The sequence below is a fragment of the Roseibium suaedae genome (assembly GCF_900142725.1).
In the GTDB taxonomy this organism is placed as follows: domain Bacteria; phylum Pseudomonadota; class Alphaproteobacteria; order Rhizobiales; family Stappiaceae; genus Roseibium; species Roseibium suaedae.
The window spans coordinates 181,949-204,304 of the sequence record NZ_FRBW01000001.1 but is presented as its reverse complement, the minus strand read 5'-3'; the positions used below and the strand labels follow the sequence as shown (position 1 = coordinate 204,304).

Here is a 22,356-nt window from a genome sequence, read left to right as displayed (position 1 = left end):
GGGGGCCTGTCCGGCCCCCGGCCCATTATTTCGCGAATGCTTCGTCGAGGAACGTCTGAAGCTGGTCCAGATGCCTGGACATCAAACCGGTTGCGGTCGATGCCATCGCGGGACGTCCGGCGTAAACCGGGCGCTTTACGCGAGCGTCGATCTGGCCGAGAACCCACTCGATGAACGGCTCGACAAAGAACCAGCCACCCATGTTCTTGGGCTCTTCCTGACACCAGAACATGTCGGCGTTCTTGAAGCGGTTGAGTTCCATCGCGAGCGCCTTCTTCGGGAACGGATAGAGCTGTTCCACGCGCAGAAGGTAGACGTCATCGATGCCGCGCTTTTCACGTTCTTCGAGCAGATCGTAATAGACCTTGCCCGAGCACATGACGACGCGGCGGATCTTGTCGTCGGACACCAGCTTGGTTTCGGACTGACCGTATTCGGCATCGTCCCACAGCAGACGGTGGAAAGAGGAATCGGCACCCAGCTCGCTCAGCTTCGACACTGCCCGCTTGTGGCGCAGCAGCGACTTCGGCGTCATCAGGATCAAGGGCTTGCGGATATCGCGTTTGATCTGACGGCGCAGAATGTGGAAGTAGTTCGCCGGGGTGGTGCAGTTCGCGACCTGCATGTTGTCTTCGGCGCAGAGCTGGAGGAAACGCTCCAGGCGGGCCGAGGAATGCTCCGGACCCTGACCTTCATAGCCATGCGGCAGAAGGCAGACGAGACCGGACATGCGGAGCCACTTGCGCTCACCGGAAGAGATGAACTGGTCGAAGACGACCTGAGCGCCGTTGGCAAAGTCACCGAACTGGGCTTCCCAGAGGGTCAGCGCGTTCGGTTCAGCCAGCGAGTAGCCGTATTCGAAGCCGAGAACAGCCTCTTCCGAGAGCATCGAGTTGATGACCTCGTAGCGCGCCTGGTCCTTGCTCAGGTTGTTGAGCGGGATGAACCGGCCTTCGTCTTCCTGATCGTAAAGAACAGAATGACGCTGGGAGAAGGTGCCGCGTTCGCAATCCTGACCGGACAGACGAATTGCATGGCCTTCCTTGAGCAGGGAGCCGAAAGCAAGCGCTTCAGCCGTTGCCCAGTCCAGACCTTCACCGGTTTCCACCATCTGCTCGCGGTTCTTAAGGAAACGCGAAATGGTGCGGTGAACGTTGAAGCTGTCCGGAACGGTGGTCAGACCTTTGCCGATCGCATGCAGTTCGTCTTCGGCCACGCCGGTTGCACCGCGGCGCGGATCTTCTTCATCGTCGGCACGCTTCATGCCGGACCACTTGCCGTCCAGCCAGTCGGCCTTGTTCGGCTTGAAGGCCTGGCCTGCGTCGAATTCCTTGTCGAGATGGGAGCGCCATTCGCCCTTCATCTTTTCAACTTCATCCGGAGACACGACGCCTTCCTCGGCCAGACGCTCAGCGTAGATCTGGAGCGTGGTCGAGTGCTTGCGGATCTTGCGGTACATGATCGGCTGGGTGAATGCCGGCTCGTCGCCTTCGTTGTGGCCGAAGCGGCGGTAGCAGATCATGTCGATCACGACCGGGCGGCCGAAGGTCTGACGGAACTCGATCGCGATCTTGGCTGCGAAGGTCACAGCTTCCGGATCATCGCCGTTCACGTGGAAGATCGGAGCCTCGATCACCTTGGCCATATCGGACGGATACGGCGAAGAACGCGAGAAACGCGGGTTCGTCGTGAAGCCGATCTGGTTGTTGATGATGACGTGGAGCGAGCCGCCGGTGCGGTGACCGCGCAGGGCGGACAGACCGAAGCATTCAGCCACGACGCCCTGGCCGGCAAAGGCCGCATCGCCGTGCAGCAGCAGCGGCAGAACCTTGGAGCGGTCAACTTCCGTGGTGTCGACCCAGTGGCCATCAACGGCGGACAGCTGATCCTGCTTGGCGCGGGACTTGCCGAGAACGACCGGGTTGACGATTTCAAGGTGCGATGGGTTCGCGGTCAGCGACAGGTGAACGTCGTTGCCATCGAACGAACGGTCAGACGAAGCACCGAGGTGATACTTCACGTCGCCGGAGCCTTCCACGTCGTCCGGCGCATAGGAGCCGCCCTTGAACTCGTGGAAAATGGCGCGGTGCGGCTTGCCCATGACCTGGGAAAGAACGTTCAGGCGGCCGCGGTGGGCCATGCCGAAGACGATTTCCTTGAGGCCCATCTGGCCGCCGCGCTTGATGATCTGCTCCAGCGCCGGGATCAGCGCTTCGCCGCCATCAAGGCCGAAGCGCTTGGTGCCGGTGTATTTCACATCAAGGAACTTCTCGAAGCCTTCGGCCTCGACCAGCTTGTTCAGGATTGCCTTCTTGCCTTCCTTGGTGAAGGCAACATGCTTGTCCGGACCTTCAATGCGCTCCTGGATCCAGGCCTTGGCAGCCGGATCGGAGATGTGCATGAACTCGACACCGAGGGTGGAGCAATAGGTCCGCTTCAGAATGTCCAGCATCTCGCGGATGGTGGCATATTCCAGGCCGAGCACGTGATCGATGAAGATCTTGCGGTCCCAGTCAGCTTCGGTGAAGCCGTAAGAGGACGGGTGCAATTCTTCGTGATCGCCCGGAGGAGACAGGCGCAGCGGATCGAGATCTGCATGCAGATGGCCGCGCATACGGTATGCACGGATCATCATCAGCGCGCGAACACTGTCGCGGGTCGCCTGCAGGACTTCGACATCGGACAGATTGCTGCCCTTGGCTTCAGCCTTCTTCTTCAGCTTGTCGCCGAGCTTCTGCTCGATGGGAGCCCAATTTCCGTCAAAGGCATTGACGAGATCGCCATCGGCGGCAAGCGGCCAGTCCTTACGCTTCCAGGTCGCACCGCGAGCTTCCTTCAGAACGACTTCTTTTTCGTCCTGGAAAGCTGCGAAGAAGTCCTGCCAGTCGGCGTCAACCGAACGGGGATCTTCCTTGTACTGAGCGTAGAGGTCTTCGATATAGGCTGCGTTGGCGCCGTAAAGCAACGACGTCAGTGCGAATACGTTGTTCGCTTCCTGCCGTGCCATGTCCATCCAGCGGAGCGTCGCTCCGCCCTTGTTCTTGCAGGCGGCCTCGAAAAAGGCCTGGCCTGGTGGTCAGATAAAGACTGGTGCCAAGCACCAGCCGCCTCGAAATTCGGTCGGGACGCAGAACGCCCCGACCGGTTGTGCATCATGCCTTCCCGAACGTAAACACTTTCCGTTCGGCTGGCGACATTTTTAACTCTTAGCCCTTCAGGACTTCGAGCAGGGTCTCGCCCAGCTTTGCCGGAGACGGAGACACCTTGATGCCTGCCGCTTCCATGGCTGCGATCTTGTCTTCCGCGCCGCCCTTGCCGCCGGAGATAACCGCGCCGGCGTGGCCCATGGTGCGGCCCTTCGGAGCCGTCCGGCCCGCGATGAAACCGGCCATCGGCTTCTTGCGGCCCTTCTTGGCTTCGTCGATCAGGAACTGGGCTGCTTCTTCTTCAGCCGCGCCACCGATCTCGCCGATCATGATGATCGACTGGGTCTCGTCGTCCGCCAGGAACATTTCCAGGACGTCGATGAACTCGGTGCCCTTGACCGGGTCGCCGCCGATACCGACAGCCGTGGTCTGGCCGAGGCCGGCGTTGGAGGTCTGGAACACTGCTTCGTAGGTAAGCGTGCCAGAGCGCGAGACAACCCCGACGGAGCCCTTCTTGAAGATGGAGCCCGGCATGATGCCGATCTTGCATTCTTCAGGGGTCAAGATACCCGGGCAGTTCGGGCCGAGCAGGCGGGACTTGGACTTTTCAAGCTTCGCCTTGACCTTCACCATGTCGGCAACCGGAATACCTTCCGTGATGCAGACGATGAACGGCACTTCTGCGTCGATCGCTTCGATGATCGCTGCGCCCGCGCCTGCCGGCGGAACGTAGATCACGGATGCATCGGCACCGGTTGCTTCCTTGGCTTCACCAACGGTGGCGAAGATCGGCAGAGAGGCAGAGGCATCCACGCCAGAAGTCCAGCTTTCGCCGCCCTTCTTCGGGTGCACACCGGCCACCATCTGGGTGCCGTAGTACTGCAGAGCCTGTTCCGTGTGGAACGTACCGGTCTTGCCGGTCAGGCCCTGAACGATGATCTTCGTGTCTTTATTGACAAGGATAGACATCAGGCGGCTCCCTTCACGGCAGCAACGATTTTCTGGGCGGCGTCGTCGAGGTCGTCAGCAGCGATCACGTTCAGACCGCTTTCGGCGATGATCTTCTTGCCGAGTTCGACGTTGGTACCTTCGAGGCGAACCACAAGCGGAACCTTGAGGCCGACTTCGGTCACGGCGGCGAGAACGCCTTCCGCGATGACGTCGCACTTCATGATGCCGCCGAAGATGTTGACGAGGATGCCCTCGACCTTCGGGTCAGCCGTGATGATCTTGAAGGCTGCAGCAACCTTCTCCTTGCCAGCACCACCACCGACGTCACAGAAGTTCGCCGGCTCCTTGCCGTAGAGCTTGATGATGTCCATGGTTGCCATGGCAAGGCCAGCGCCGTTGACCATGCAGCCGATGTTGCCATCGAGGGCGACGTAGGCGAGGTCCCACTTGGACGCTTCGATTTCCTTGGCGTCTTCTTCGGTCTCGTCGCGCAGGGCAACGATTTCCGGATGACGGAACAGGGCGTTGCCGTCGAAAGACACCTTGGCGTCGAGAACGCGCACGCGGCCGTCCTTCATGACGATCAGCGGGTTGATCTCCAGAAGGCTCATGTCTTTTTCCATGAATGCCTTGTAGAGGATCGGGAACAGCTTCATCGCGTCAGCGCGGGCTTCGCCTTCGAGCTTCAGCGCGTCGCAGAGATTGCCGGCATCCGCTTCGGTCACACCGGTTTCCGGATCGATCGGCAAGGTGACGATCTTTTCCGGGGTGTGTTCGGCAACAGCTTCGATGTCCATGCCGCCTTCGGTGGACACCACGAAAGCCGGACGGCCGACGGAGCGGTCAACCAGGATGGAGAGATAGAGTTCGCGCTCGATGTCGGCGCCGTCTTCGATGTAGAGACGGTTCACGACCTTGCCGGCATCGCCCGTCTGGGCGGTGACAAGGGTGTTGCCGAGCATTTCCTTGGCGTTCTTGATCACGTCTTCCAGAGAGAAGGCGAGACGGACACCGCCCTTGGCATCAGCCGGCAGTTCCTTGAACTTGCCCTTGCCGCGGCCACCAGCGTGGATCTGGGACTTCACGACCCAGAGCGGACCCGGAAGGCTCTTTGCAGCGGCTTCTGCTTCGTCAGCAGAGAAGATCGCGACGCCTTCAGCGACCGGCGCGCCATATTCTTTCAGTACCGCTTTGGCCTGATATTCATGGATGTTCATCGGTTTCCCCCGTTTTCGGAGGACCGCCACTGAGGATCAGCGGCGGTCATCTTTCAGGTCAGCAATCAGCTCAGGCGAGCGACGGCTGGATCTTCTTGCAGGCCTCAACCAGACCGTCGACGGATGCGACGGACTTGTCGAACATGGCCTTCTCGTCTGCGCTCATGTCGATTTCGATCACGCGCTCGACGCCATCGGCACCGATGACGACCGGAACACCGACATAGGTGTCCTTGAGGCCGTACTGACCGTCGAGAGCGGCTGCGCAAGGCAGAACGCGCTTCTTGTCGCGCAGGTAGCTCTCAGCCATTGCGATGGCGGAGGATGCCGGAGCGTAGAAGGCAGAGCCGGTCTTCAGCAGGCCGACGATTTCTGCGCCGCCGTCACGGGTGCGCTGGACGATTTCTTCCAGACGCTCGGCCGTGCACCAGCCCATCTTGACCAGGTCGGTCAGCGGAATGCCGGCAACGGTGGAGTAGCGGGTCAGCGGCACCATGGTGTCGCCGTGGCCGCCCAGAACGAAAGCCGTGACGTCTTCAACGGAAACGTTGAACTCGTCTGCCAGGAAGTAGCGGAAGCGGGCGCTGTCGAGCACGCCGGCCATGCCGACAACCTTGTTCTTCGGCAGACCGGAGAACTTCTGCAGAGCCCAGACCATCGCGTCGAGCGGGTTGGTGATGCAGATGACGAATGCATTCGGAGCGTACTTGGCGATGCCAGCACCGACCTGCTCCATGACCTTCAGGTTGATTTCAAGAAGGTCGTCGCGGCTCATGCCCGGCTTGCGCGGCACGCCTGCGGTCACGATGACAACATCGGAGCCTTCGATGGCGGCATAGTCGTTCGCGCCAGCGAACTTGGCATCGAAGCCATCCACCGGGGACGATTCGGCGATATCGAGCGCCTTACCCTGCGGGGTGCCTTCCGCGATGTCGAAGAGAACGATGTCTCCCAGTTCCTTCAGGCCTGCAAGATGAGCGAGCGTTCCGCCAATCTGACCAGAGCCGATCAAAGCAATCTTGTTCCGCGCCATATCCGAAAGTTTCCCTTTACGTAAGATGGAACTTGATGCCATCTGCCGATGACTGGCGATGGCACTACTCCCTTTGCCTGCCTCGCGCAACCTAATCTATAGACTATTGGTGCCGAAACAGCGCAAATCCTGACCCCCTCACGCCCTACTAGTTGACGTATAGGGAATGTATACCTATGCGCGTGCGCGCGTATTTTCTCCCGCCAGATAAGCCTCTGAGCGCATTTCGATCAACCGGGAAGTGGTCCGGTCGAACTCAAAAGCTTCCGTACCGTCAACAGCCTGATAAAGCTTGTCCGGTTCCGCATCCGCAGAGATGACCAGCCGGACTCCATTGTCATAAAGCGTGTCGATGAGATTGATGAAGCGCTTCGCCTCATTGCGGCGCGCCTTGGACATGACCGGAACGTTTTCCAGAAACACCGTGCCAAACCCATGGGCGATGCGCAGATAATCCGCGGCACCCAGCGGCTGCATGCAGAGTTCGTCAAAGGTGAAACGCGCTGCACCGGAGGCAACCATCCGGACCGGGATCACCCTGCCCTTGTTTTCAAGCTGCGTGGAATGCGGGGTCACCCCGTGGGTGAGCTTCTTCCAGAGACCCTCAATCCGCTCAGCCGCTTCACTGCCAAGCGGAGAGACATAGACATCCGCTCCGCCCAGCTTTTCAAGACGGTAGTCGGTCGGACTGTCGAGCATCACCACATCGACATTTTGGGACAGAAGCTTGATGAAGGGCAGGAACAGCTGCCGGTTCAGGCCATCGCGATAGAGATCCTGCGGATCCACATTCGAGGTTGCAACGACCACCACTCCCAACGCGAAAAGCTGCGTGAAGAGGCGCCCCAGGATCATCGCATCTGCAATGTCCGTGACCGAGAATTCATCGAAACAAAGAAGACGGGTTTCTTCGGCAATCTTTTCAGCGACTGGGGGAATCGGGTCATCACCCTTCACTTCCCCGCGCTTCAGGGCCTGCCGGTAGGCAAAGATCCGCTCATGGGTCTCCGCCATGAATTCATGAAAGTGCACGCGGCGCTTGCGCCGGACCACAGCCACTTCCATGAAAAGGTCCATGAGCATGGTCTTGCCACGCCCCACACCACCCCAGACATAGAGCCCCCGGATGCTGGTCTCCGGCTTGCGGTTCCGGCCGAAAAGCCAGCCCAAAGAGCTTTTTTTGGAAGCAAGGCGCAGCTGAGACAGCTCGGTGTTGAGGTCGTCCAGGCGTCGAACGATATCAAGCTGGATTGGGTCTTCGGTGATCTCACCCAAAGAAACCAATGCCTCATACCGTTGCTGAAGAGCCCGGTTGGCGGGCAAATCGACTTTCAACTTCGGTTCTCCGTTTGCCCGTTTCTTCAGGTCTGAAGGACGGGCACGCTAGAATGCGCACAAGCGCATACAATCTGCGCCCATTGCGATAAGGAGATTGGCGGGGCCGCGCAAGTGCAATCGGCCCCATAGCCGTATTTTTTGATCCGACCGGTACCATTCATAAAAAAAAGGCCGGCGCAAGGCCGGCCAGACAGGAGACTGAGCTGCAGCGTCGCCTCACAAATGAAGAATTCGGACATCCACGCCGTTTTGCCGGAGCTGCTGGGACAGTAGGGTTGCAACCAGCTTGCGCTCGCCCGACCGCTCCAGAGCAGCCCGGCGGCCACGCCCATCAGTCAGGAGCCAGGCATTGCCCGGTTTGACAAAATCGAACTCGATCGGCGTATCCACGGGCAAGCCAAGAGCCTGAAGGATATCGCCCGAGAAGCCACCTTCCGGCGGATAGCCGTTAATTTCCAGGCGCAAGGCGCGATAGAACGGCTGAATGGCCTCCACAGGCACCAGAACACAGCGCAGAGAACCGGAAGCAAGCCAGAAAATCCGGGCAACACCTGCAGTTGACGGCAGGGCCTCGGAGGAACAGGGAACCTTGTGCACCTCTCCCAGGGCAGTCCATTCCACCCGCAAGGTTACGGTCACTGGCTGTCTGTGGTTTGCGGACAGTTTGGCGAGCTCGCGCTCCTGCGCGCTCTGCGAGGATGCCTCACGCGCCTGCGCGGATCGGCCATTCTGAGCAAGGGCCGTTCCGCCGATCCTGAGCCGGCGGAACACAACCATGTCTCTTGAAAGATCCGCCCGCTCGACCCGCCAGCCGGCATCCAGCCAGGCATTCTGGTGAACAAGGCTGCCGCCGGAATTCGCCCACCAGGTCCGGTGCTCTCTGGCACTCCGGGGCAGATTCGACCCCAGAACCCCTTCAACATCATCAAGCTTTGCCGCCCAGACGACGTCTTCCAGACGCGCCAGATGTTCACGCAGGGGATCGTATTTAGACATGACAGCCGCCTCCTTGACTTCCTGTCAAGTTTTACAGCTATTCCGTGCTTCGTCTATAAAAAAATAAACCCTGAGTTGCTTTATCTGAACAGGGACACCGGCGCACCGGTTGACGTCTTGCCGCTGAACTGCTGCGCGGAGGTTGCATAGAGCTGGGCAACGACGGCACCGGAGCTATCCTTCAGCTCAACCTGCTTGCCCGAGAGGTTCCACGCAGCGATGCTGGACAGGGCCGGGCTCGTGCAACCACGGGTGTTGGCGCGGTACCCGCCGGACCATGTGGTCAGCGCCATGAAAGCCATGCAGCTTTCGCCGCCGGACGAGAGTTTCCAGCCACCGGCCATGTCGGAACGACCGATTTCCATTGCGCCGGAGGGTTCGGCGACAGGATTTGCAGCAAGATCGGTCCCGGCAGTCTGTGCGTCCTGCACTGTGCCCGGTGCCGGAGCCATCGGATCAAGCGGCTGAAGGGAGCCCTGGCCCACCGGTGTCGTCGGCGTTGCCGGCAGCGGAGCCACATAATCGCGAGATCCCGAGAACCTCTGGCAGCCAGATACCGCCACCGCCAGGCCCAGCATCAATGCAATCGACACAGTTTTTTTCATCTCGAATCAATCCTTGTTCCGCCGCGAACATTTTGCCTTGTCTTACCCACCTTGAACCCGAAAGGCAAAAATCGACTTAAATCCTGTTCATTTGTTCATTGAAAAACCGCATTTGCGGCTGATATATGGTGTCAGTGCTTTGGAGGAGCGCCCGGGAGGTCCTGAAACAGATAACAGGTCTCTCGAGAAGAGCGTTCCATGCAGAATTCCAAGGTCTCACATCAGCTTCAAGTCTATCTGACCTATGCGCGCAATGCGGCAACGCCTGCGCTGCAAAAGTTGTGGGTCCTTGTGACCAGGCATGCCTCCCCTAGATTTCAGAGCAAGATCCAATCCGCCGCCTTCCCCGTGGTCCCCTTTGGCTCCGGTGAAATCCGTGTCCTGACCGAGACCGGCAAGGCCATGTTCCAGGATCACCTGATGCGGCTTGACCCGGAAACCCGCCGCAGCCGGTTTGCCATGCACGCAACAGATACGTTTCTGCAGGGCTATGTAGAAACGTCCTTCACCTTGAACACCCTGATCTTCGCTTATTTTGAAGACGGGTTAGTGCGCGCAACCGCGGAGCTCCGGTCCCTGGACGATCTGGAGCTGGCGGAAGCTGCATTTTGTGTAGAGAAAGACTGGCGCCGCTCCGGACTGGCGACAGCTCTGATGACCTCGGTGCTGAAGGCGGCCCGCGGCCGCGGCGTGCGGCACATCTATATCAACTGCCTGGCGACCAACAGGCACATGCAGGCGCTGGCCCGCAAGTTCTCCGCGGAAATGACCTTTGAAGCAGGCGATGTGATTGGCCGGCTTGTCCCATTGCACGAAGAACGCCCCTCCTGGCTCAGCCAGCTCACGGAGCGCTTGCGCCCTCAGGGCGCAGCCACATCGAGCTGATCCTCGCTGGCACCACCTTCGCGCCATCACGTCCATATTCAAGAAAAATGCCTTGTCCGACATGCCGCCGGACAAGGCATTTTCAGTTTCGCATCCGCAATCGCACACTTTCCGCCTGAATGTCAGGCGACCTCAGCCCGGCTGGTGGGGCCGACGAGCGGCTCACCAAGCAGAACCCGGTCTGCGGCCAGCCTGATCCGCCTGAAATATTCAGCCGCATAGGAAAAACTGGAGGGAAAGGGCGAGGGCCCCGCGACCTGCCAATTCTCGACAGACACGGCCTTGTCCCAGCCGGTCGGCAAGTTCACGGGCGGCATGTCCGCAAGATAGATCACCTGATCGGGAAACGGCGCATGGGGCATCAGGAAGATATCCATGCTCTTCGGCTGCAGGCCCTCGATCGGAACTTCATGAGCAGACAGCAGCTTGGAGACCGCAGGATGCAGCATTTGCGCAGGCTTCGTTCCTGCAGAAAACGCCCTCACCAGACCGCGTCCACGCGTGTTCATATAGGCTTCTGCCAAGGGCCCCAGCAGTGAATTATCGGGGCACACGAACAGGATAGTCGCTTCTGGCACGTCACGTCTCCATCTCGCCGCACAGGAATTGATTCCAAATTTCGGCATCCTTCTAGCGCGATCATCAGATGGGATTATGACAAGACGCGGCAAGGTCGAGAGATCCGTGGATAGCCAGCCCCTGGATCGCTCGACTTTCAAAAAAGCCAGCCTTTACCTCGTATTTTTACCGATATTCCGTGAGAATATTTTTTTGACGGGCCTCTATTCCTCTCCTTCGCGGGCAAAGGCATCGAAGGCAGACAAAGCTTCTGCGCCATAGATCAAAGATGGGCCACCGCCCATGTAGACCGCGACGCCGATCGTTTCCATGACCTCCTCCCGGGTCGCTCCGTATTTGGCCGCCGCCTTGGAATGATAGGCAAGGCAACCATCGCAACGAGCAGCAATACCGATCGCCAGAGCCATCAGCTCCTTCGTCTTGGCGTCCAATGCCCCGGCCTTGATGGCCGAACGGGCCACCTCGTGAAACCCCTTTGCCACGCCGGGAATGCCCCCGCGCAGTTCTGCAATGCGGCCATCTGTTTGCAAAATGAAGTCCTGCCAATCTGAAACGGACATCTGGTCCTCCTTTGATGCAAGATTGAAATCCAATAGTTTCACTTTATCGAAACTAAACGGTCATTCCTTGATCTTGCTCAATCGCATCAGAAGCAGCTACTTCTCCTGAAGCAGGCCTGTTTCGGGTCTATCCATCGAGGAGTTCATCCATGCCCATTGCCGTCTGGTGCATTCTCATTGCCGCTATCCTGCCGCTTCTCTCGGTATTTCCTGCCAAGATGAACAAGGAATTCGACAATGCCCGCCCGCGTGACCCGGAATACTGGAAAGACGGCTTCAGGGCGCGTGCGCAGGGCGCACAGGCCAACGGCTTCGAGGCTTTTCCGCTGTTCGCCGTCGCCGTCATTGTGGGTCTCGGACAGGGAGGAGACCCGGTCTGGATCGACCGGCTGGCAGAACTCTTCATCGGTCTCAGAGTGATCTACATTCTCTGCTACTGGACGGACAGGGCAACTCCCCGCTCCCTTGCCTGGACCGCCGGCTTTTTTGCCACCATCGCCATCTTCACCAGCCCGGTCTGGAGCTGAAGACAGGGCCGGGACCTTGAGCTGTGCAGTCCCCAGCTCTTGGCCTCGGCCTGATTGCCCGGAAGCTGCGAATAAGAGACAGTGCGGCAACCAGGGAATCAGCCAAGCATGCCAGCGTCACAGCCGCAAACATCCGGCACACAGACTTCCATTGCCTCCACAGACCCGCGGGACATCCTGCGAGACGTCTTTGGCTATCCGGATTTCCGCGGCCGGCAGGCAGAAGTCGTCGAAATGCTGGTCAGCGGCAAGGACGCAGTCGTTCTTTTCCCGACCGGAGCAGGCAAGTCTCTCTGCTTCCAGATCCCGGCTCTTTGCCGTCCTGGCGTGGGCATTGTCATTTCACCGCTGATTGCCTTGATGAAGGATCAGGTCGGGGCTCTGGAAGCCGCCGGCGTCACCGCTGCAGCGCTCAATTCCTCCCTGTCCCCGGAAGAACAGGACGCGGTGCGGACCAAGGCCCGGACCGGGGCGCTCAAGCTTCTCTATGTGACACCGGAACGGCTTGCAACCGAGGGGTTCCGCCGGTTTCTCGACACGCTTCAGATCGCCCTCTTTGCAATAGACGAGGCGCATTGCGTCAGCCAGTGGGGCCATGATTTCCGTCCGGAATATCTTTCCCTGACGACCCTTGCAGAACGCTATCCCGGCGTTCCCCGCGTCGCGCTGACCGCAACCGCCGACCCGCACACCCGCGAAGATCTGATCACCCGTCTGAAGCTGGAGAATGCCGAAGTCTTCTCCACCAGTTTCGACCGGCCCAACATCCGCTATGAGATCGTCGAGCGCACCAATCAGCGCCAGCAGCTGCTCGACTTCCTGACCCGCCACAAGGACGAGAGCGGCATCGTTTATTGCCTCTCCCGCGCCAAGGTAGAGGAGATTGCCGAATGGCTCTGCTCCAAGGGCATTCGAGCGCTGCCCTATCATGCAGGCCTTACACCGGACGTGCGCGGCGCAAATCAGGACGCCTTCCTGCTCGAAGAAGGCCTCTGCCTGGTCGCAACCGTGGCCTTCGGCATGGGCATCGACAAGCCGGACGTCAGGTTTGTCGCCCATCTGGACCTGCCCTCCTCCGTTGAGGCCTATTATCAGGAGACCGGGCGAGCGGGCCGTGACGGTGCCCCTTCCGAAGCCTGGATGGCCTATGGCATGGCCGACATGGTCCAGCGCCGCCGCATGATCGCGGAAGGCGATGCGCCCGACGAGATCAAACGTGCGGAAAACGCCAAGTTGAACGCGCTTCTGGGCATCTGCGAGACGTCCGGCTGCCGGCGTCAGGCGCTACTGGCCCATTTCGGCGAAACCTATCCCAAGCCTTGCGGCAACTGCGACACCTGCCTTTCCCCGGTCGAGACCTGGGATGGCACCCAGGCCGCCCAGAAATTCCTCTCCGCCGTCTACCGGACGGAGCAGCGCTTCGGCACGGGCCACATCATCGATGTCCTCCTGGGCAAGGAAACCGAGAAAACCGCCCGTTTCGGCCATACCGCGCTCTCGGTCTATGGTATCGGCCAGGAACATTCTCCCAAGGTCTGGCAATCGGTCGCCCGGCAGCTGGTGGCCGCAGGACTGATGGATGTCGATCACGCGAATTTCGGCGCCCTTGTCCTGACCGAGGACACAAGGGCAGTCTTCCGCGGCGAACGGCAGGTGCTTTTGCGCAAGGACCGCGCGGCGTCCAGCCTCAAAAAGACCCGCGGCGAGCGCTCAGCCTCTCTTGCCGATGACCTGGACCACGAGGACCGGCAACTCTTTGAGCAGCTCCGCCGCCTTCGCACGCGGATCGCCAGGGAGAACGAAGTTCCCCCCTATGTGGTGTTTCCCGATGCCACCCTGGCCGGGATTGCCAAGGCACGGCCCGGAACCTACACCGCCCTTCTTGCAGTCTCCGGCGTCGGCCAATCCAAGCTGGAGCGCTACGGCAAGGAATTCATTGAGGCCATCGAGGCCTTTGAAGGCTCGCTTTAAGCCCAGCCAACTCAATCCGGGCATCTCAATCCGGCCAGACCGTCGCGTTTTCAGCAAAATCTGGACGCTGGGGATTCACCACACAAAACCGGTGCCCGCTTGGGGCCTGCATCACGACCCAGGTCTTGCAGGCGCCAACCTCTTGCGCACCAAGCTTCTTTAGCCGGGCGACCTCGGCCGGGACATTGTCCGTCTCGATATCCAGATGAACCCGCGGCTCGTGGTCGACCGACTGCAGCAAAACGCGCAGTTCCGAAGCCGGCCCCTTCAGGTCCCGGTACTTCGGGTCCTTCACGCCCTCTTCCCGGCCACGCCCTAGCGCTGACGCCCAGAAGGTCTCATGACGCTCCAGATCAGCGTCCTTGCAATCAATGACCAGACAGGCCAACCGGCTCTTGTGCATGTCGAACTCCTATTCCGGCAGATGGCAGACGGCTTCGATATTGTGACCGTCCGGATCAAGCACGAAGGCGCCATAGTAATTCTCGTGGTAGTGCGGACGAAGCCCCGGGGCCCCGTTGTCCTTTCCTCCGGCCGCGATTGCAGCTGCATAAAAGGCGTCCACGATAGACCGGTTCGGTGCAGCGAAGGCAACATGGACAGCCCTGTTCAAGGCAGTCTGCCCGCCGATCCAGAACTCAGGCCGTTCAACACCATATCCGCAATAGAAGATGTTGCCGGTCTGCTCAGGGCCCACTTCCATCACAACCTTGATGCCAAGCGGTGCAAGCGCCTTGTCATAAAAAGCCCTTGCTGCGGAATAGTCCGAAACCTCGAACCCGACATGATCAAAAATCGACATGGTAATTCCCTCTTGACGAAGCAGGAACAAATAAAGAACAAATATCTGGACTGCGCAAGCAAAAGATGCAATTTTCGCTCTTGAGCAACTTTTCTCATATTCCTTTCGCGCTTGAAACGCGCGAGCGACGGACCATGTAGTCAGACAGATTTTCTCTTCTCACGGGTCTGATCCGCAGTGCCCGCCTTCAAATCCCACCAGGAGACACGCGATGACTTCGCAAGTTTCGCTCAAGTTCGCCGATGGTCGACTCATCCCCCAGGTTGGCCTCGGCGTCTGGCAAACGCCCAACGAAACAGCAGATGTTGCCGTAAGAACCGCTCTGGAAGTTGGTTACCGGCATATCGATACCGCCGCGATCTATGGAAACGAGGAAGGTGTCGGCAAGGGCATCCAGTCTTCCGGTGTCGCGCGCGGCGACATCTTCCTGACCACCAAGCTCTGGAATGACGAACAGGGCTATGAGACCACCCTGAAGGCCTTTGATGACAGCCTGAAGCGCCTCGGCACAGACTATGTCGACCTCTATCTGATCCACTGGCCGAGCCCGCACCGTGAGCTCTATCTCGACACCTGGAAGGCATTCATCAAGCTGAAGGAAGAAGGCCGGGCCAGATCAATCGGCGTTTCCAATTTCTGCCCGGAGCATCTGGAAAAAATCATTGCGGAGACCGGCGAGACACCGGTCATCAATCAGGTCGAACTGCACCCCGACTTCCAGCAGACCGAACTGCGCGCCTTCCATGACAAGCACGGTATCATCACCCAGAGCTGGAGCCCGCTTGGCCGGGGCAAGTTGCTCGAGCACAGCGACATCGCCGCAGTCGCCCGCAAGCATGGCCGCACCGCCGCCCAGGTCGTCATCCGCTGGCACATGGATCAGGGACTTGTCGTGATTCCGAAGTCCGCCAATCCAGACCGGATCAAGCAGAACTTCCAGGTCTTCGATTTCACACTCGATGCTGACGATATGGCGGTCTTGGCAAAACTCGACAATGGCGGAAACCGCATGGGACCTGACCCGATGACGGCGGATTTCTGAGGGAACAGGAAGACGGGAGAGGGCTTTTCGGCTTGTTCCCGGCGCTTTCCGCAGTCCCTGACGGAGAAACGCGGAAGTTCTGGATCTCAATCCGGTTTTTAGGGCTAAACGGTAGGTCCCGGCTCAAGGCCGGGACAGCTCGGGGTAGTTGACCGCTTTAAGGCAAAAAGCCGCTGACAAACCAGCCTCTGCGTCGTCATCCTCGGCCTCGTGCCGAGGATCTATAGGAGACAATGACTGACAGACGGTCGGAACAAGCCCGACCATGACGACCGAAAAAACTACTTCGCCATCAAAAAAGGCCACCCAATGGGCGGCCTTTTCGTTATTTGCATTTGTTCCGAAAAAATCAGACGCGGCGTTCGACCATCATCTTCTTGATCTCGGCAATGGCCTTGGCCGGGTTCAGACCCTTCGGGCAAGCCTGCGAGCAGTTCATGATGGTGTGGCAGCGGTACAGGCGGAACGGATCTTCCAGATTGTCCAGGCGCTCGCCGGTTGCCTCGTCGCGGCTGTCGATCAGCCAACGGTAGGCCTGCAGCAGGATGGCCGGGCCGAGGTAACGGTCGCCGTTCCACCAGTAGCTCGGGCAGGACGTGGAGCAGCAGGCGCACAGGATGCACTCGTAAAGGCCGTCCAGCTTGGCGCGGTCTTCATGCGACTGGCGCCATTCCTTCTCCGGAGCCGGGGAAACGGTCTTCAGCCACGGCTCGATCGAACGGTGCTGCGCGTAGAAGCGGGTGAGATCCGGCACCAGATCCTTGACCACCGGCATATGCGGCAGCGGGTAGATCTTGACCACGTCGCCGGCAACCTCTTCCGCGCCCTTGGTGCAGGCGAGGGTGTTGGTGCCGTCGATGTTCATCGCGCAGGACCCGCAAATGCCTTCACGGCAGGACCGGCGGAAGGTCAGCGTCGGGTCGATCTTGTTCTTGATATAGATGAGCCCGTCGAGAACCATCGGCCCGCAATCGTCCATATCGACGAAATAGGTATCAACCCGCGGGTTGCGGCCATCATCCGGGTTCCAGCGGTAGATCCGGTATTCACGCAGGTTGGTCGCGCCGGCAGGCTTTTCCCAAACCTTGCCGTCCGTCACCTGGGAGTTCCGGGGAAGCGTCAGCTGAACCATGTTTCTCGCTCCGCGTTGGGGCCCTTGTTTCGCGTCCGGGCCACATTCTTCCAGTGTTCAGGCAGCCAGCTCGAACACGGTGTTGTCTTCTGTTCCGCCGGCGGCGCGGTAACCGAGGTCTTCAAGCACCTTGGTGCAGTCCTCGGCCCAATGAGGCCGGCAATTTGTTTCAAGCATCACGACCCGGGGCCACATGTGCCTTTCTGCTGTGCGCAGAAACGGCAGAACCACGCGGTCCTCAAAGCCTTCGACGTCGATCTTCAGCACATCCACCCGGCTGAGGCCTGCCTCGCGCACCACATCGGCAAGCGGACGGACAGGCACTTCCCTCGGGCTCCAGTTGCCGGCCCATTCCCCCGTCGTCAGTTCCGGCACCAGCGTGGCGAAACCGCAATTGGAAGGTTCGGACCAGAGCTGAAGCGAGCCTTCGGCATCGCCCACGGCAACCTCGGCAACGCGGATTTCATTCTCAAGGCCATTGGCCCTCAGGTTGAACCCCAACTTGGCTGCAGTGTCCGGATTGGCCTCGACGGCCAAAACCCGGGCACCGCGGGAAGCGGCAAACAGGCTGTAGCTGCCGATATTCGCGCCCACATCCAGAAAGACCGTTCCGGCTTTCAGATAGGGGTGCAGCAGCTTGTGCTCAGCCCGTTCAGGCAGGCGGCCCTTGGCCAGGATCTTGCGGTCATCATAATTCTGACCGGGATAGATCCGGAACTTCAGGCCGTCGGCTTCCGTGTCATAGGGGCCGGAAAACGCCCAGGCGACCAGAGACCTTATGCGCTTGCGCAGAGAGGCGGACAGATCGTGACGATCCGCCAGCTTCCAGGCAGCGCGGACCAGTCCCTCGGCCTTGTAGGTACCGAAGGGACTGACCGTATCCGTCAGGGCCGCATGTGCGCTCACCAGCCTGCCGCTCCTTAGTAGACGCGCGCTTTCGGCGCGATCTTCTTCGGGTCGATGCCGCCGTCTTCGTGCTTGGTCAGCGGGTCAAGCACCACCGGACGGTAGTCCAGCTTCACTTCGCCGCTTTCGCTCACCCAGGACAGGGTGTGCTTGCGCCAATCGTCGTCGTTCCGGCCACCGAGCGGACCATCCTTGTAGTCCTCGCGGGCGTGGGCGCCACGGCTTTCCTTGCGCGCTTCCGCGCCATAGACCGTGGTGATGGCGTTGGCCATCAGGTTTTCCAGCTCCAGCGTTTCCACCAGGTCGGAGTTCCAGATCATCGACCGGTCGGAGACCTTGAGATCCTTCATCTCGCCCCAGATGGAGCTCATACGCTTGCAGCCCTGCTCCAGGCTTTCCTGGGTCCGGAACACGGCGGCATCTTCCTGCATGGTGCGCTGCATCTTGTCGCGCAGATCCGCGGTCGCGATCGAGCCGTTTGCATGACGCAGACGGTCGAAGCGGTCCATGATCTTTTCGCAGGAGGCCTCATTAGGGGCCGGAACCGGCGTCTTGGGATCGACGACTTCCGCAGCGCGGATGGCAGCTGCGCGGCCGAAGACCACAAGGTCAATGAGCGAGTTGGAGCCAAGACGGTTGGCGCCGTGAACCGACGCGCAGCCTGCCTCGCCAACAGCCATCAGGCCCGGCTGGATGCGGTTCGGGTTTGCCCCGTCTGCGTTCAGCACTTCGCCCCAGTAGTTGGTCGGAATGCCGCCCATGTTGTAATGCACGGTCGGAAGAACCGGGATCGGCTCCTTGGTCACATCCACGCCCGCGAAGATCTTCGCGGATTCAGAAATACCCGGGAGACGCTCTGCCAGCATGGCCGGATCCAGGTGATCCAGATGCAGGAAGATGTGGTCCTTGTTCTTGCCAACGCCGCGGCCTTCACGGATTTCCATGGTCATGCAGCGGGACACGACGTCACGCGATGCCAGGTCCTTGGCGGAAGGCGCATAGCGCTCCATGAAGCGCTCGCCTTCGGAGTTGACGAGATAACCGCCTTCCCCGCGCGCACCTTCGGTGATCAGACAGCCCGAGCCGTAGATGCCGGTCGGGTGGAACTGAACGAATTCCATGTCCTGCAGCGGCAGGCCCGCACGGGCCACCATGCCGCCGCCGTCACCGGTACAGGTGTGGGCGGAGGTTGCCGAGAAATAGGCACGGCCGTAACCGCCGGTGGCCAGAACGACCATCTTGGCGGTGAAGCGGTGAATGGTGCCGTCGTCCAGGTTCCATGCGATCACGCCCTGACAGACGCCGTCTTCTGACATGATCAGGTCGAGCGCGAAGTACTCGATGTAGAACTCGGCGTTGTTGCGCAGGGACTGGCCATAAAGCGTGTGCAGGATGGCGTGGCCGGTACGGTCAGCCGCGGCGCAGGTGCGCTGCACGGGGGGGCCGTCACCGTAGTTCTGCATGTGGCCGCCGAACGGGCGCTGATAGATGCGGCCGTCTTCGGTCCGCGAGAACGGCACACCGTAGTGTTCCAGCTCATACACGGCCTTCGGCGCTTCACGGGCCAGATACTCCATGGCGTCGGTGTCGCCGAGCCAGTCGGAGCCCTTTACCGTGTCGTACATGTGCCATTCCCAGCAGTCCGGCGTCATGTTCTTCAGGGATGCGGCGATACCGCCCTGAGCTGCCACCGTATGAGAGCGGGTCGGGAACACCTTGGTGATACAGGCCGTGCGCAGGCCCTGCTCGGCCATGCCGAGCGTTGCGCGCAAGCCGGCACCGCCAGCGCCGACCACCACCACGTCATGGGTGTGTTCGACGAATTCATAGGTCTTGGCCATTTAAATCAGCCTCCAAAGCCGAGCTTGAGAACGGCGAAAGCCGAGCCAAAGCCGATCAGGGCACAGAAGAAGGTGTTGCCCATCAGGGCCAGAACCTTGGTGCCTTCGGAATGAACGTAATCCTCGATGATCACCTGCATGCCGAGCTTCATGTGATAGATGCCGGAGACGATCATCAGGAGCATCAAGGTCGCGATCAGCGGGTTGCCGAGGCAAGCCCGGACCTCTTCATAGGTCGAGCCCTGCAGCGAGATCACGAGAATGACGAAGAAGGAGATCAGGAACACATTGGCAAAGGCGGTGACGCGCTGGTGCCAGAAGTGAGTGGTCCCTTCCTTGGCGGATCCAAGGCCTCGGACCTTGTTCAGAGGGGTGCGCATATCAGTCATGTCAGTCTCCCTCAGCGGACCGCGTAGCCGATGATCCAGAGGATCAGGGTCAGGCTGACAGAACCGATGATGGTTGCACGGGCCAGCCATTCACGGGCTTCGCGTCCAAAGCCGGCACCCATATCCCAGATGAAGTGGCGCAGACCGCCCAGCATGTGGTGAACAAGCGCCCAGGTGTATCCGAACAGAATGAGACGGCCGATGATGGAACCGAAAATCCCGTTCACGAAGTCGAAGTAAGCCGGGCCAGCCGCTGCCGCGATCAGCCACCAGGCCAGCAGCAGGGTCCCGAAATACAAAGCGGCGCCGGTGATACGGTGCACAATCGACATGACCATCGTCAGGATCAGCTTATAGATCTGAAGATGGGGCGACAGCGGGCGGTTACCCCGCAGGTCGGCATTCGACATGGAATATCTCTCCCTACGACGCCCAGCTTACGTTTACGTAAGCGTAAGCAATTTCAAGGCGTTGTCTAGAAGCGTTCTAGCGCCAACGTCCACGTTCGTCAAAGCATCCTATGGAAGAATGTTAAATGACTTTCTCGGCAAATAGGCGAAAAAGTTCTCAACCACTGCTTAATAGACGGGCGCATAACGGTCTTTTTGCTGTTTTGCCAGCAAAAATAACAGGGACACAAGCACGCCTTCCGTATACGTAATGCGGCACTCAGACGAGCCCGGCGGCATTCATCCGAAGATTGACCAGCCGGTTTTGCGGGCAAAGACCTCCATGGCCTCGGTTCCCAGCTTGGAATTGCCATAGCCATTGAGACCGGGAGACCACACGGCCACCGAGCCACGCCCGGGCGCGATCACGAGGATGCCGCCCCCGACGCCGCTCTTGCCGGGCAGGCCGACACGGAAGGCGAAATCGCCCGATCCGTCATAATGGCCACAGGTCATCATCAGGGCATTGATCCGGCGCTTGCGCACAGGAGAAACAAGCGATGGCGCGTCGCTCGTGTCCAGCAGAAACCGGCCGGCAAGGGCCAGTTGCTCGCAGGTCATCTCGATGGCGCATTGATGGCAATAGGTGCCAAGAACAAGATCCGGGCTGTTCTGAAGATTGCCATAGGAGCGCATGTAATGGGCCAGCGCGAAATTCCGGTGCGCGGTCTCCAGCTCTGATCGGGCAACAGCATCATTGATATGGATGTCTTCCTGATCTGAAGCCGCACGGATGAAGCGAATCAGGGCACCCAGCGCCTCGCGCGGGCTGGCAGAACCGAGGAACGTATCCGTCGTCACCAGTGCGCCAGCGTTGATGAAAGGATTTCGGGGGATCCCCTTTTCCCGCTCCAGCAACAGGATCGAGTCGAAGGCCTGACCGGACGGCTCCCGTCCAACCCGCTTCCACAGCGCTTCGCCGACCTGACCAAGCGCGAGGGCCAGCACAAAGACCTTGGAAATGGACTGGATCGAAAAGGGTGTCTGGGCGTTGCCGGCCGAAAACAGCTCACCATCGGCCGTCGCGACACTGATACCCAACTGGTTCGGATCGACCTTGGCAAGCTCCGGGATATAGTCTGCTACCTTGCCCCGGTCCTCTGCACCAAGAGCCCGTGCTGCGATGTCTTCCAGCAGATCCTGCATGCCTTGTCCTCCCCCTCGTCCTGCGAGGTTCGCAGGCTCTAACAAGCAGGCAGGGACAGTGTCACGTCTTTTCGCGCTGTCAGGTCAGCCGGCGTGCCTGAATCCGCTTGAACAGGTGCATCATGAAGATGGTGGCAAAGATCGGCGTGATCAGATTGAGGATCGGCACAGCCAGCAAGGCGGCGATCACCAGACCGCCGATAAACACCGTTGATCCATGGGCCTTGCGCAAACGCCGAGCCTCTTGCGGCGGCATGAAGCGGTTGGCCGCAAACTCGAAGAATTCCCGGCCCAGCAGATAGCCGTTCACCAGGAAGAACGCGACGAGATTGATCCCCGGCACCAGCAGCAGCATCAAGGCGAAGAGATTGCCCAGAATGACGACGCCGGTGAACTTCAGCGCCAGAATGATGGATGGCAGGACCGGCATGGCCTTGCCCGGCAGATCCATCGGATAGTCGGTTCGCTCGACGATATCTGCAATGTCATCCTGAAACAGCCCCGCAAAGAGCGCCGATACCGGTGCTACCAGGAAGCCGAGACCGATAAAGGCGCCGATACCGGTGAGGATGGACAACACCGTATTCAGCCAGGGATAGGGCAGATCGACAAAGCCGGCGACCAGCCCCTGCAGCAGGATCCAGATCACCAGCAGCACCGCCAGCGTAAATCCGAGCAGCTTCCAGAAAATCGACCGGAATTGCGGTTCGAACACCTGGGACATGGCACGGGAAGCGGCTTGGAACATCTGCAAAATCCGGATTGGTTCGGGGCCTTCAGGAAATAGGGCTCGGAAGGTGCCCGCACAAGAGGCCTCTTCGTATTCCTGCAATCTATAGGT

General features: G+C 59.8%; 22 protein-coding genes. 4 read left to right on the top strand and 18 right to left on the bottom strand.

Annotated features, from left to right (window positions below):
- Nucleotides 1–25: 25 nt before the first annotated feature.
- The 7 genes from BUA94_RS00890 to BUA94_RS00860 all read right to left on the bottom strand — a co-directional run bounded on the left by BUA94_RS00890 (nucleotide 26) and on the right by BUA94_RS00860 (nucleotide 9,286).
- Nucleotides 26–3,007, bottom strand: coding sequence for a 2-oxoglutarate dehydrogenase E1 component (locus BUA94_RS00890; RefSeq protein WP_073010602.1), 2,982 nt, complete (start codon nucleotides 3,005–3,007; stop codon nucleotides 26–28).
- A gap of 199 nt (nucleotides 3,008–3,206) precedes the next feature.
- Nucleotides 3,207–4,115: a succinate--CoA ligase subunit alpha gene (sucD, locus tag BUA94_RS00885; RefSeq protein ID WP_073007588.1), complete on the bottom strand. Its 909-nt coding sequence runs from the start codon at nucleotides 4,113–4,115 to the stop codon at nucleotides 3,207–3,209.
- Complete coding sequence (sucC, locus tag BUA94_RS00880; RefSeq protein ID WP_073007585.1) at nucleotides 4,115–5,314, bottom strand: ADP-forming succinate--CoA ligase subunit beta; 1,200 nt, start codon at nucleotides 5,312–5,314, stop codon at nucleotides 4,115–4,117. Before sucC ends, sucD begins: the two co-directional genes overlap by 1 nt.
- Nucleotides 5,315–5,384: 70 nt before the next feature.
- The gene (gene mdh / locus BUA94_RS00875) at nucleotides 5,385–6,347 is read right to left on the bottom strand and encodes a malate dehydrogenase (protein ID WP_073007580.1); all 963 of its coding nucleotides are present in this window, start codon (nucleotides 6,345–6,347) and stop codon (nucleotides 5,385–5,387) included.
- 174 nt (nucleotides 6,348–6,521) lie between these two features.
- Nucleotides 6,522–7,682: a cell division protein ZapE gene (gene zapE, locus BUA94_RS00870; RefSeq protein ID WP_073007578.1), complete on the bottom strand. Its 1,161-nt coding sequence runs from the start codon at nucleotides 7,680–7,682 to the stop codon at nucleotides 6,522–6,524.
- Nucleotides 7,683–7,901: 219 nt separating this feature from the next.
- Entirely contained in the window at nucleotides 7,902–8,681 is a 780-nt protein-coding gene (locus tag BUA94_RS00865) for a DUF7662 domain-containing protein (RefSeq protein ID WP_073007575.1), read from the bottom strand.
- 80 nt (nucleotides 8,682–8,761) lie between these two features.
- Nucleotides 8,762–9,286 (bottom strand): AprI/Inh family metalloprotease inhibitor, encoded by a 525-nt coding sequence (locus tag BUA94_RS00860; RefSeq protein ID WP_073007572.1) that lies wholly within the window; start codon nucleotides 9,284–9,286, stop codon nucleotides 8,762–8,764.
- Between the two features lie 198 nt (nucleotides 9,287–9,484).
- Here BUA94_RS00860 and BUA94_RS00855 point away from each other — a divergent pair, with 198 nt between their 5' ends.
- Nucleotides 9,485–10,171 (top strand): GNAT family N-acetyltransferase, encoded by a 687-nt coding sequence (locus BUA94_RS00855; protein WP_208979933.1) that lies wholly within the window; start codon nucleotides 9,485–9,487, stop codon nucleotides 10,169–10,171.
- Nucleotides 10,172–10,293: 122 nt separating this feature from the next.
- Here BUA94_RS00855 and BUA94_RS00850 read toward each other — a convergent pair whose 3' ends face one another.
- Both BUA94_RS00850 and BUA94_RS00845 read right to left on the bottom strand, forming a co-directional pair.
- Nucleotides 10,294–10,749, bottom strand: a complete 456-nt coding sequence (locus BUA94_RS00850) for an arsenate-mycothiol transferase ArsC (RefSeq protein ID WP_208979932.1) — start codon at nucleotides 10,747–10,749, stop codon at nucleotides 10,294–10,296.
- A 204-nt stretch (nucleotides 10,750–10,953) separates the two neighbouring features.
- The gene (locus BUA94_RS00845) at nucleotides 10,954–11,310 is read right to left on the bottom strand and encodes a carboxymuconolactone decarboxylase family protein (protein ID WP_073010597.1); all 357 of its coding nucleotides are present in this window, start codon (nucleotides 11,308–11,310) and stop codon (nucleotides 10,954–10,956) included.
- A gap of 149 nt (nucleotides 11,311–11,459) precedes the next feature.
- Here BUA94_RS00845 and BUA94_RS00840 point away from each other — a divergent pair, with 149 nt between their 5' ends.
- Together BUA94_RS00840 and recQ are read left to right on the top strand one after the other, a co-directional pair.
- Nucleotides 11,460–11,837: an MAPEG family protein gene (locus BUA94_RS00840; RefSeq protein ID WP_073007566.1), complete on the top strand. Its 378-nt coding sequence runs from the start codon at nucleotides 11,460–11,462 to the stop codon at nucleotides 11,835–11,837.
- A gap of 108 nt (nucleotides 11,838–11,945) precedes the next feature.
- The gene (gene recQ, locus BUA94_RS00835) at nucleotides 11,946–13,808 is read left to right on the top strand and encodes a DNA helicase RecQ (RefSeq protein WP_073007562.1); all 1,863 of its coding nucleotides are present in this window, start codon (nucleotides 11,946–11,948) and stop codon (nucleotides 13,806–13,808) included.
- Between the two features lie 25 nt (nucleotides 13,809–13,833).
- On the opposite strand, the gene BUA94_RS00830 is transcribed toward recQ, so the two are convergent.
- Nucleotides 13,834–14,211: a VOC family protein gene (locus tag BUA94_RS00830; protein WP_073007559.1), complete on the bottom strand. Its 378-nt coding sequence runs from the start codon at nucleotides 14,209–14,211 to the stop codon at nucleotides 13,834–13,836.
- A gap of 9 nt (nucleotides 14,212–14,220) precedes the next feature.
- Nucleotides 14,221–14,604 carry a VOC family protein gene (locus tag BUA94_RS00825; RefSeq protein WP_073010594.1) on the bottom strand — a complete coding sequence of 128 codons (384 nt, stop codon included), beginning with the start codon at nucleotides 14,602–14,604 and terminating at the stop codon, nucleotides 14,221–14,223.
- A 217-nt stretch (nucleotides 14,605–14,821) separates the two neighbouring features.
- On the opposite strand from BUA94_RS00825, the gene BUA94_RS00820 reads away from it, so the two are divergent.
- Nucleotides 14,822–15,652 carry an aldo/keto reductase gene (locus BUA94_RS00820; protein WP_073007556.1) on the top strand — a complete coding sequence of 277 codons (831 nt, stop codon included), beginning with the start codon at nucleotides 14,822–14,824 and terminating at the stop codon, nucleotides 15,650–15,652.
- A gap of 349 nt (nucleotides 15,653–16,001) precedes the next feature.
- Here BUA94_RS00820 and BUA94_RS00815 read toward each other — a convergent pair whose 3' ends face one another.
- From BUA94_RS00815 to BUA94_RS00785, 7 genes are all read right to left on the bottom strand, one after another.
- Nucleotides 16,002–16,784: a succinate dehydrogenase iron-sulfur subunit gene (locus BUA94_RS00815; RefSeq protein WP_073007553.1), complete on the bottom strand. Its 783-nt coding sequence runs from the start codon at nucleotides 16,782–16,784 to the stop codon at nucleotides 16,002–16,004.
- Nucleotides 16,785–16,841: 57 nt separating this feature from the next.
- Nucleotides 16,842–17,690, bottom strand: coding sequence for an FkbM family methyltransferase (locus BUA94_RS00810; RefSeq protein WP_208979931.1), 849 nt, complete (start codon nucleotides 17,688–17,690; stop codon nucleotides 16,842–16,844).
- 14 nt (nucleotides 17,691–17,704) lie between these two features.
- Entirely contained in the window at nucleotides 17,705–19,531 is a 1,827-nt protein-coding gene (sdhA, locus tag BUA94_RS00805; protein ID WP_073007550.1) for a succinate dehydrogenase flavoprotein subunit, read from the bottom strand.
- Between the two features lie 5 nt (nucleotides 19,532–19,536).
- Complete coding sequence (gene sdhD / locus BUA94_RS00800; RefSeq protein WP_073007547.1) at nucleotides 19,537–19,920, bottom strand: succinate dehydrogenase, hydrophobic membrane anchor protein; 384 nt, start codon at nucleotides 19,918–19,920, stop codon at nucleotides 19,537–19,539.
- A gap of 11 nt (nucleotides 19,921–19,931) precedes the next feature.
- Complete coding sequence (gene sdhC / locus BUA94_RS00795; protein WP_073007541.1) at nucleotides 19,932–20,330, bottom strand: succinate dehydrogenase, cytochrome b556 subunit; 399 nt, start codon at nucleotides 20,328–20,330, stop codon at nucleotides 19,932–19,934.
- 279 nt (nucleotides 20,331–20,609) lie between these two features.
- Entirely contained in the window at nucleotides 20,610–21,515 is a 906-nt protein-coding gene (locus BUA94_RS00790) for a glutaminase (RefSeq protein ID WP_073007539.1), read from the bottom strand.
- Nucleotides 21,516–21,594: 79 nt separating this feature from the next.
- Nucleotides 21,595–22,263 carry a sulfate transporter family protein gene (locus BUA94_RS00785; RefSeq protein ID WP_073007536.1) on the bottom strand — a complete coding sequence of 223 codons (669 nt, stop codon included), beginning with the start codon at nucleotides 22,261–22,263 and terminating at the stop codon, nucleotides 21,595–21,597.
- Between the last annotated feature and the right edge of the window lie 93 nt (nucleotides 22,264–22,356).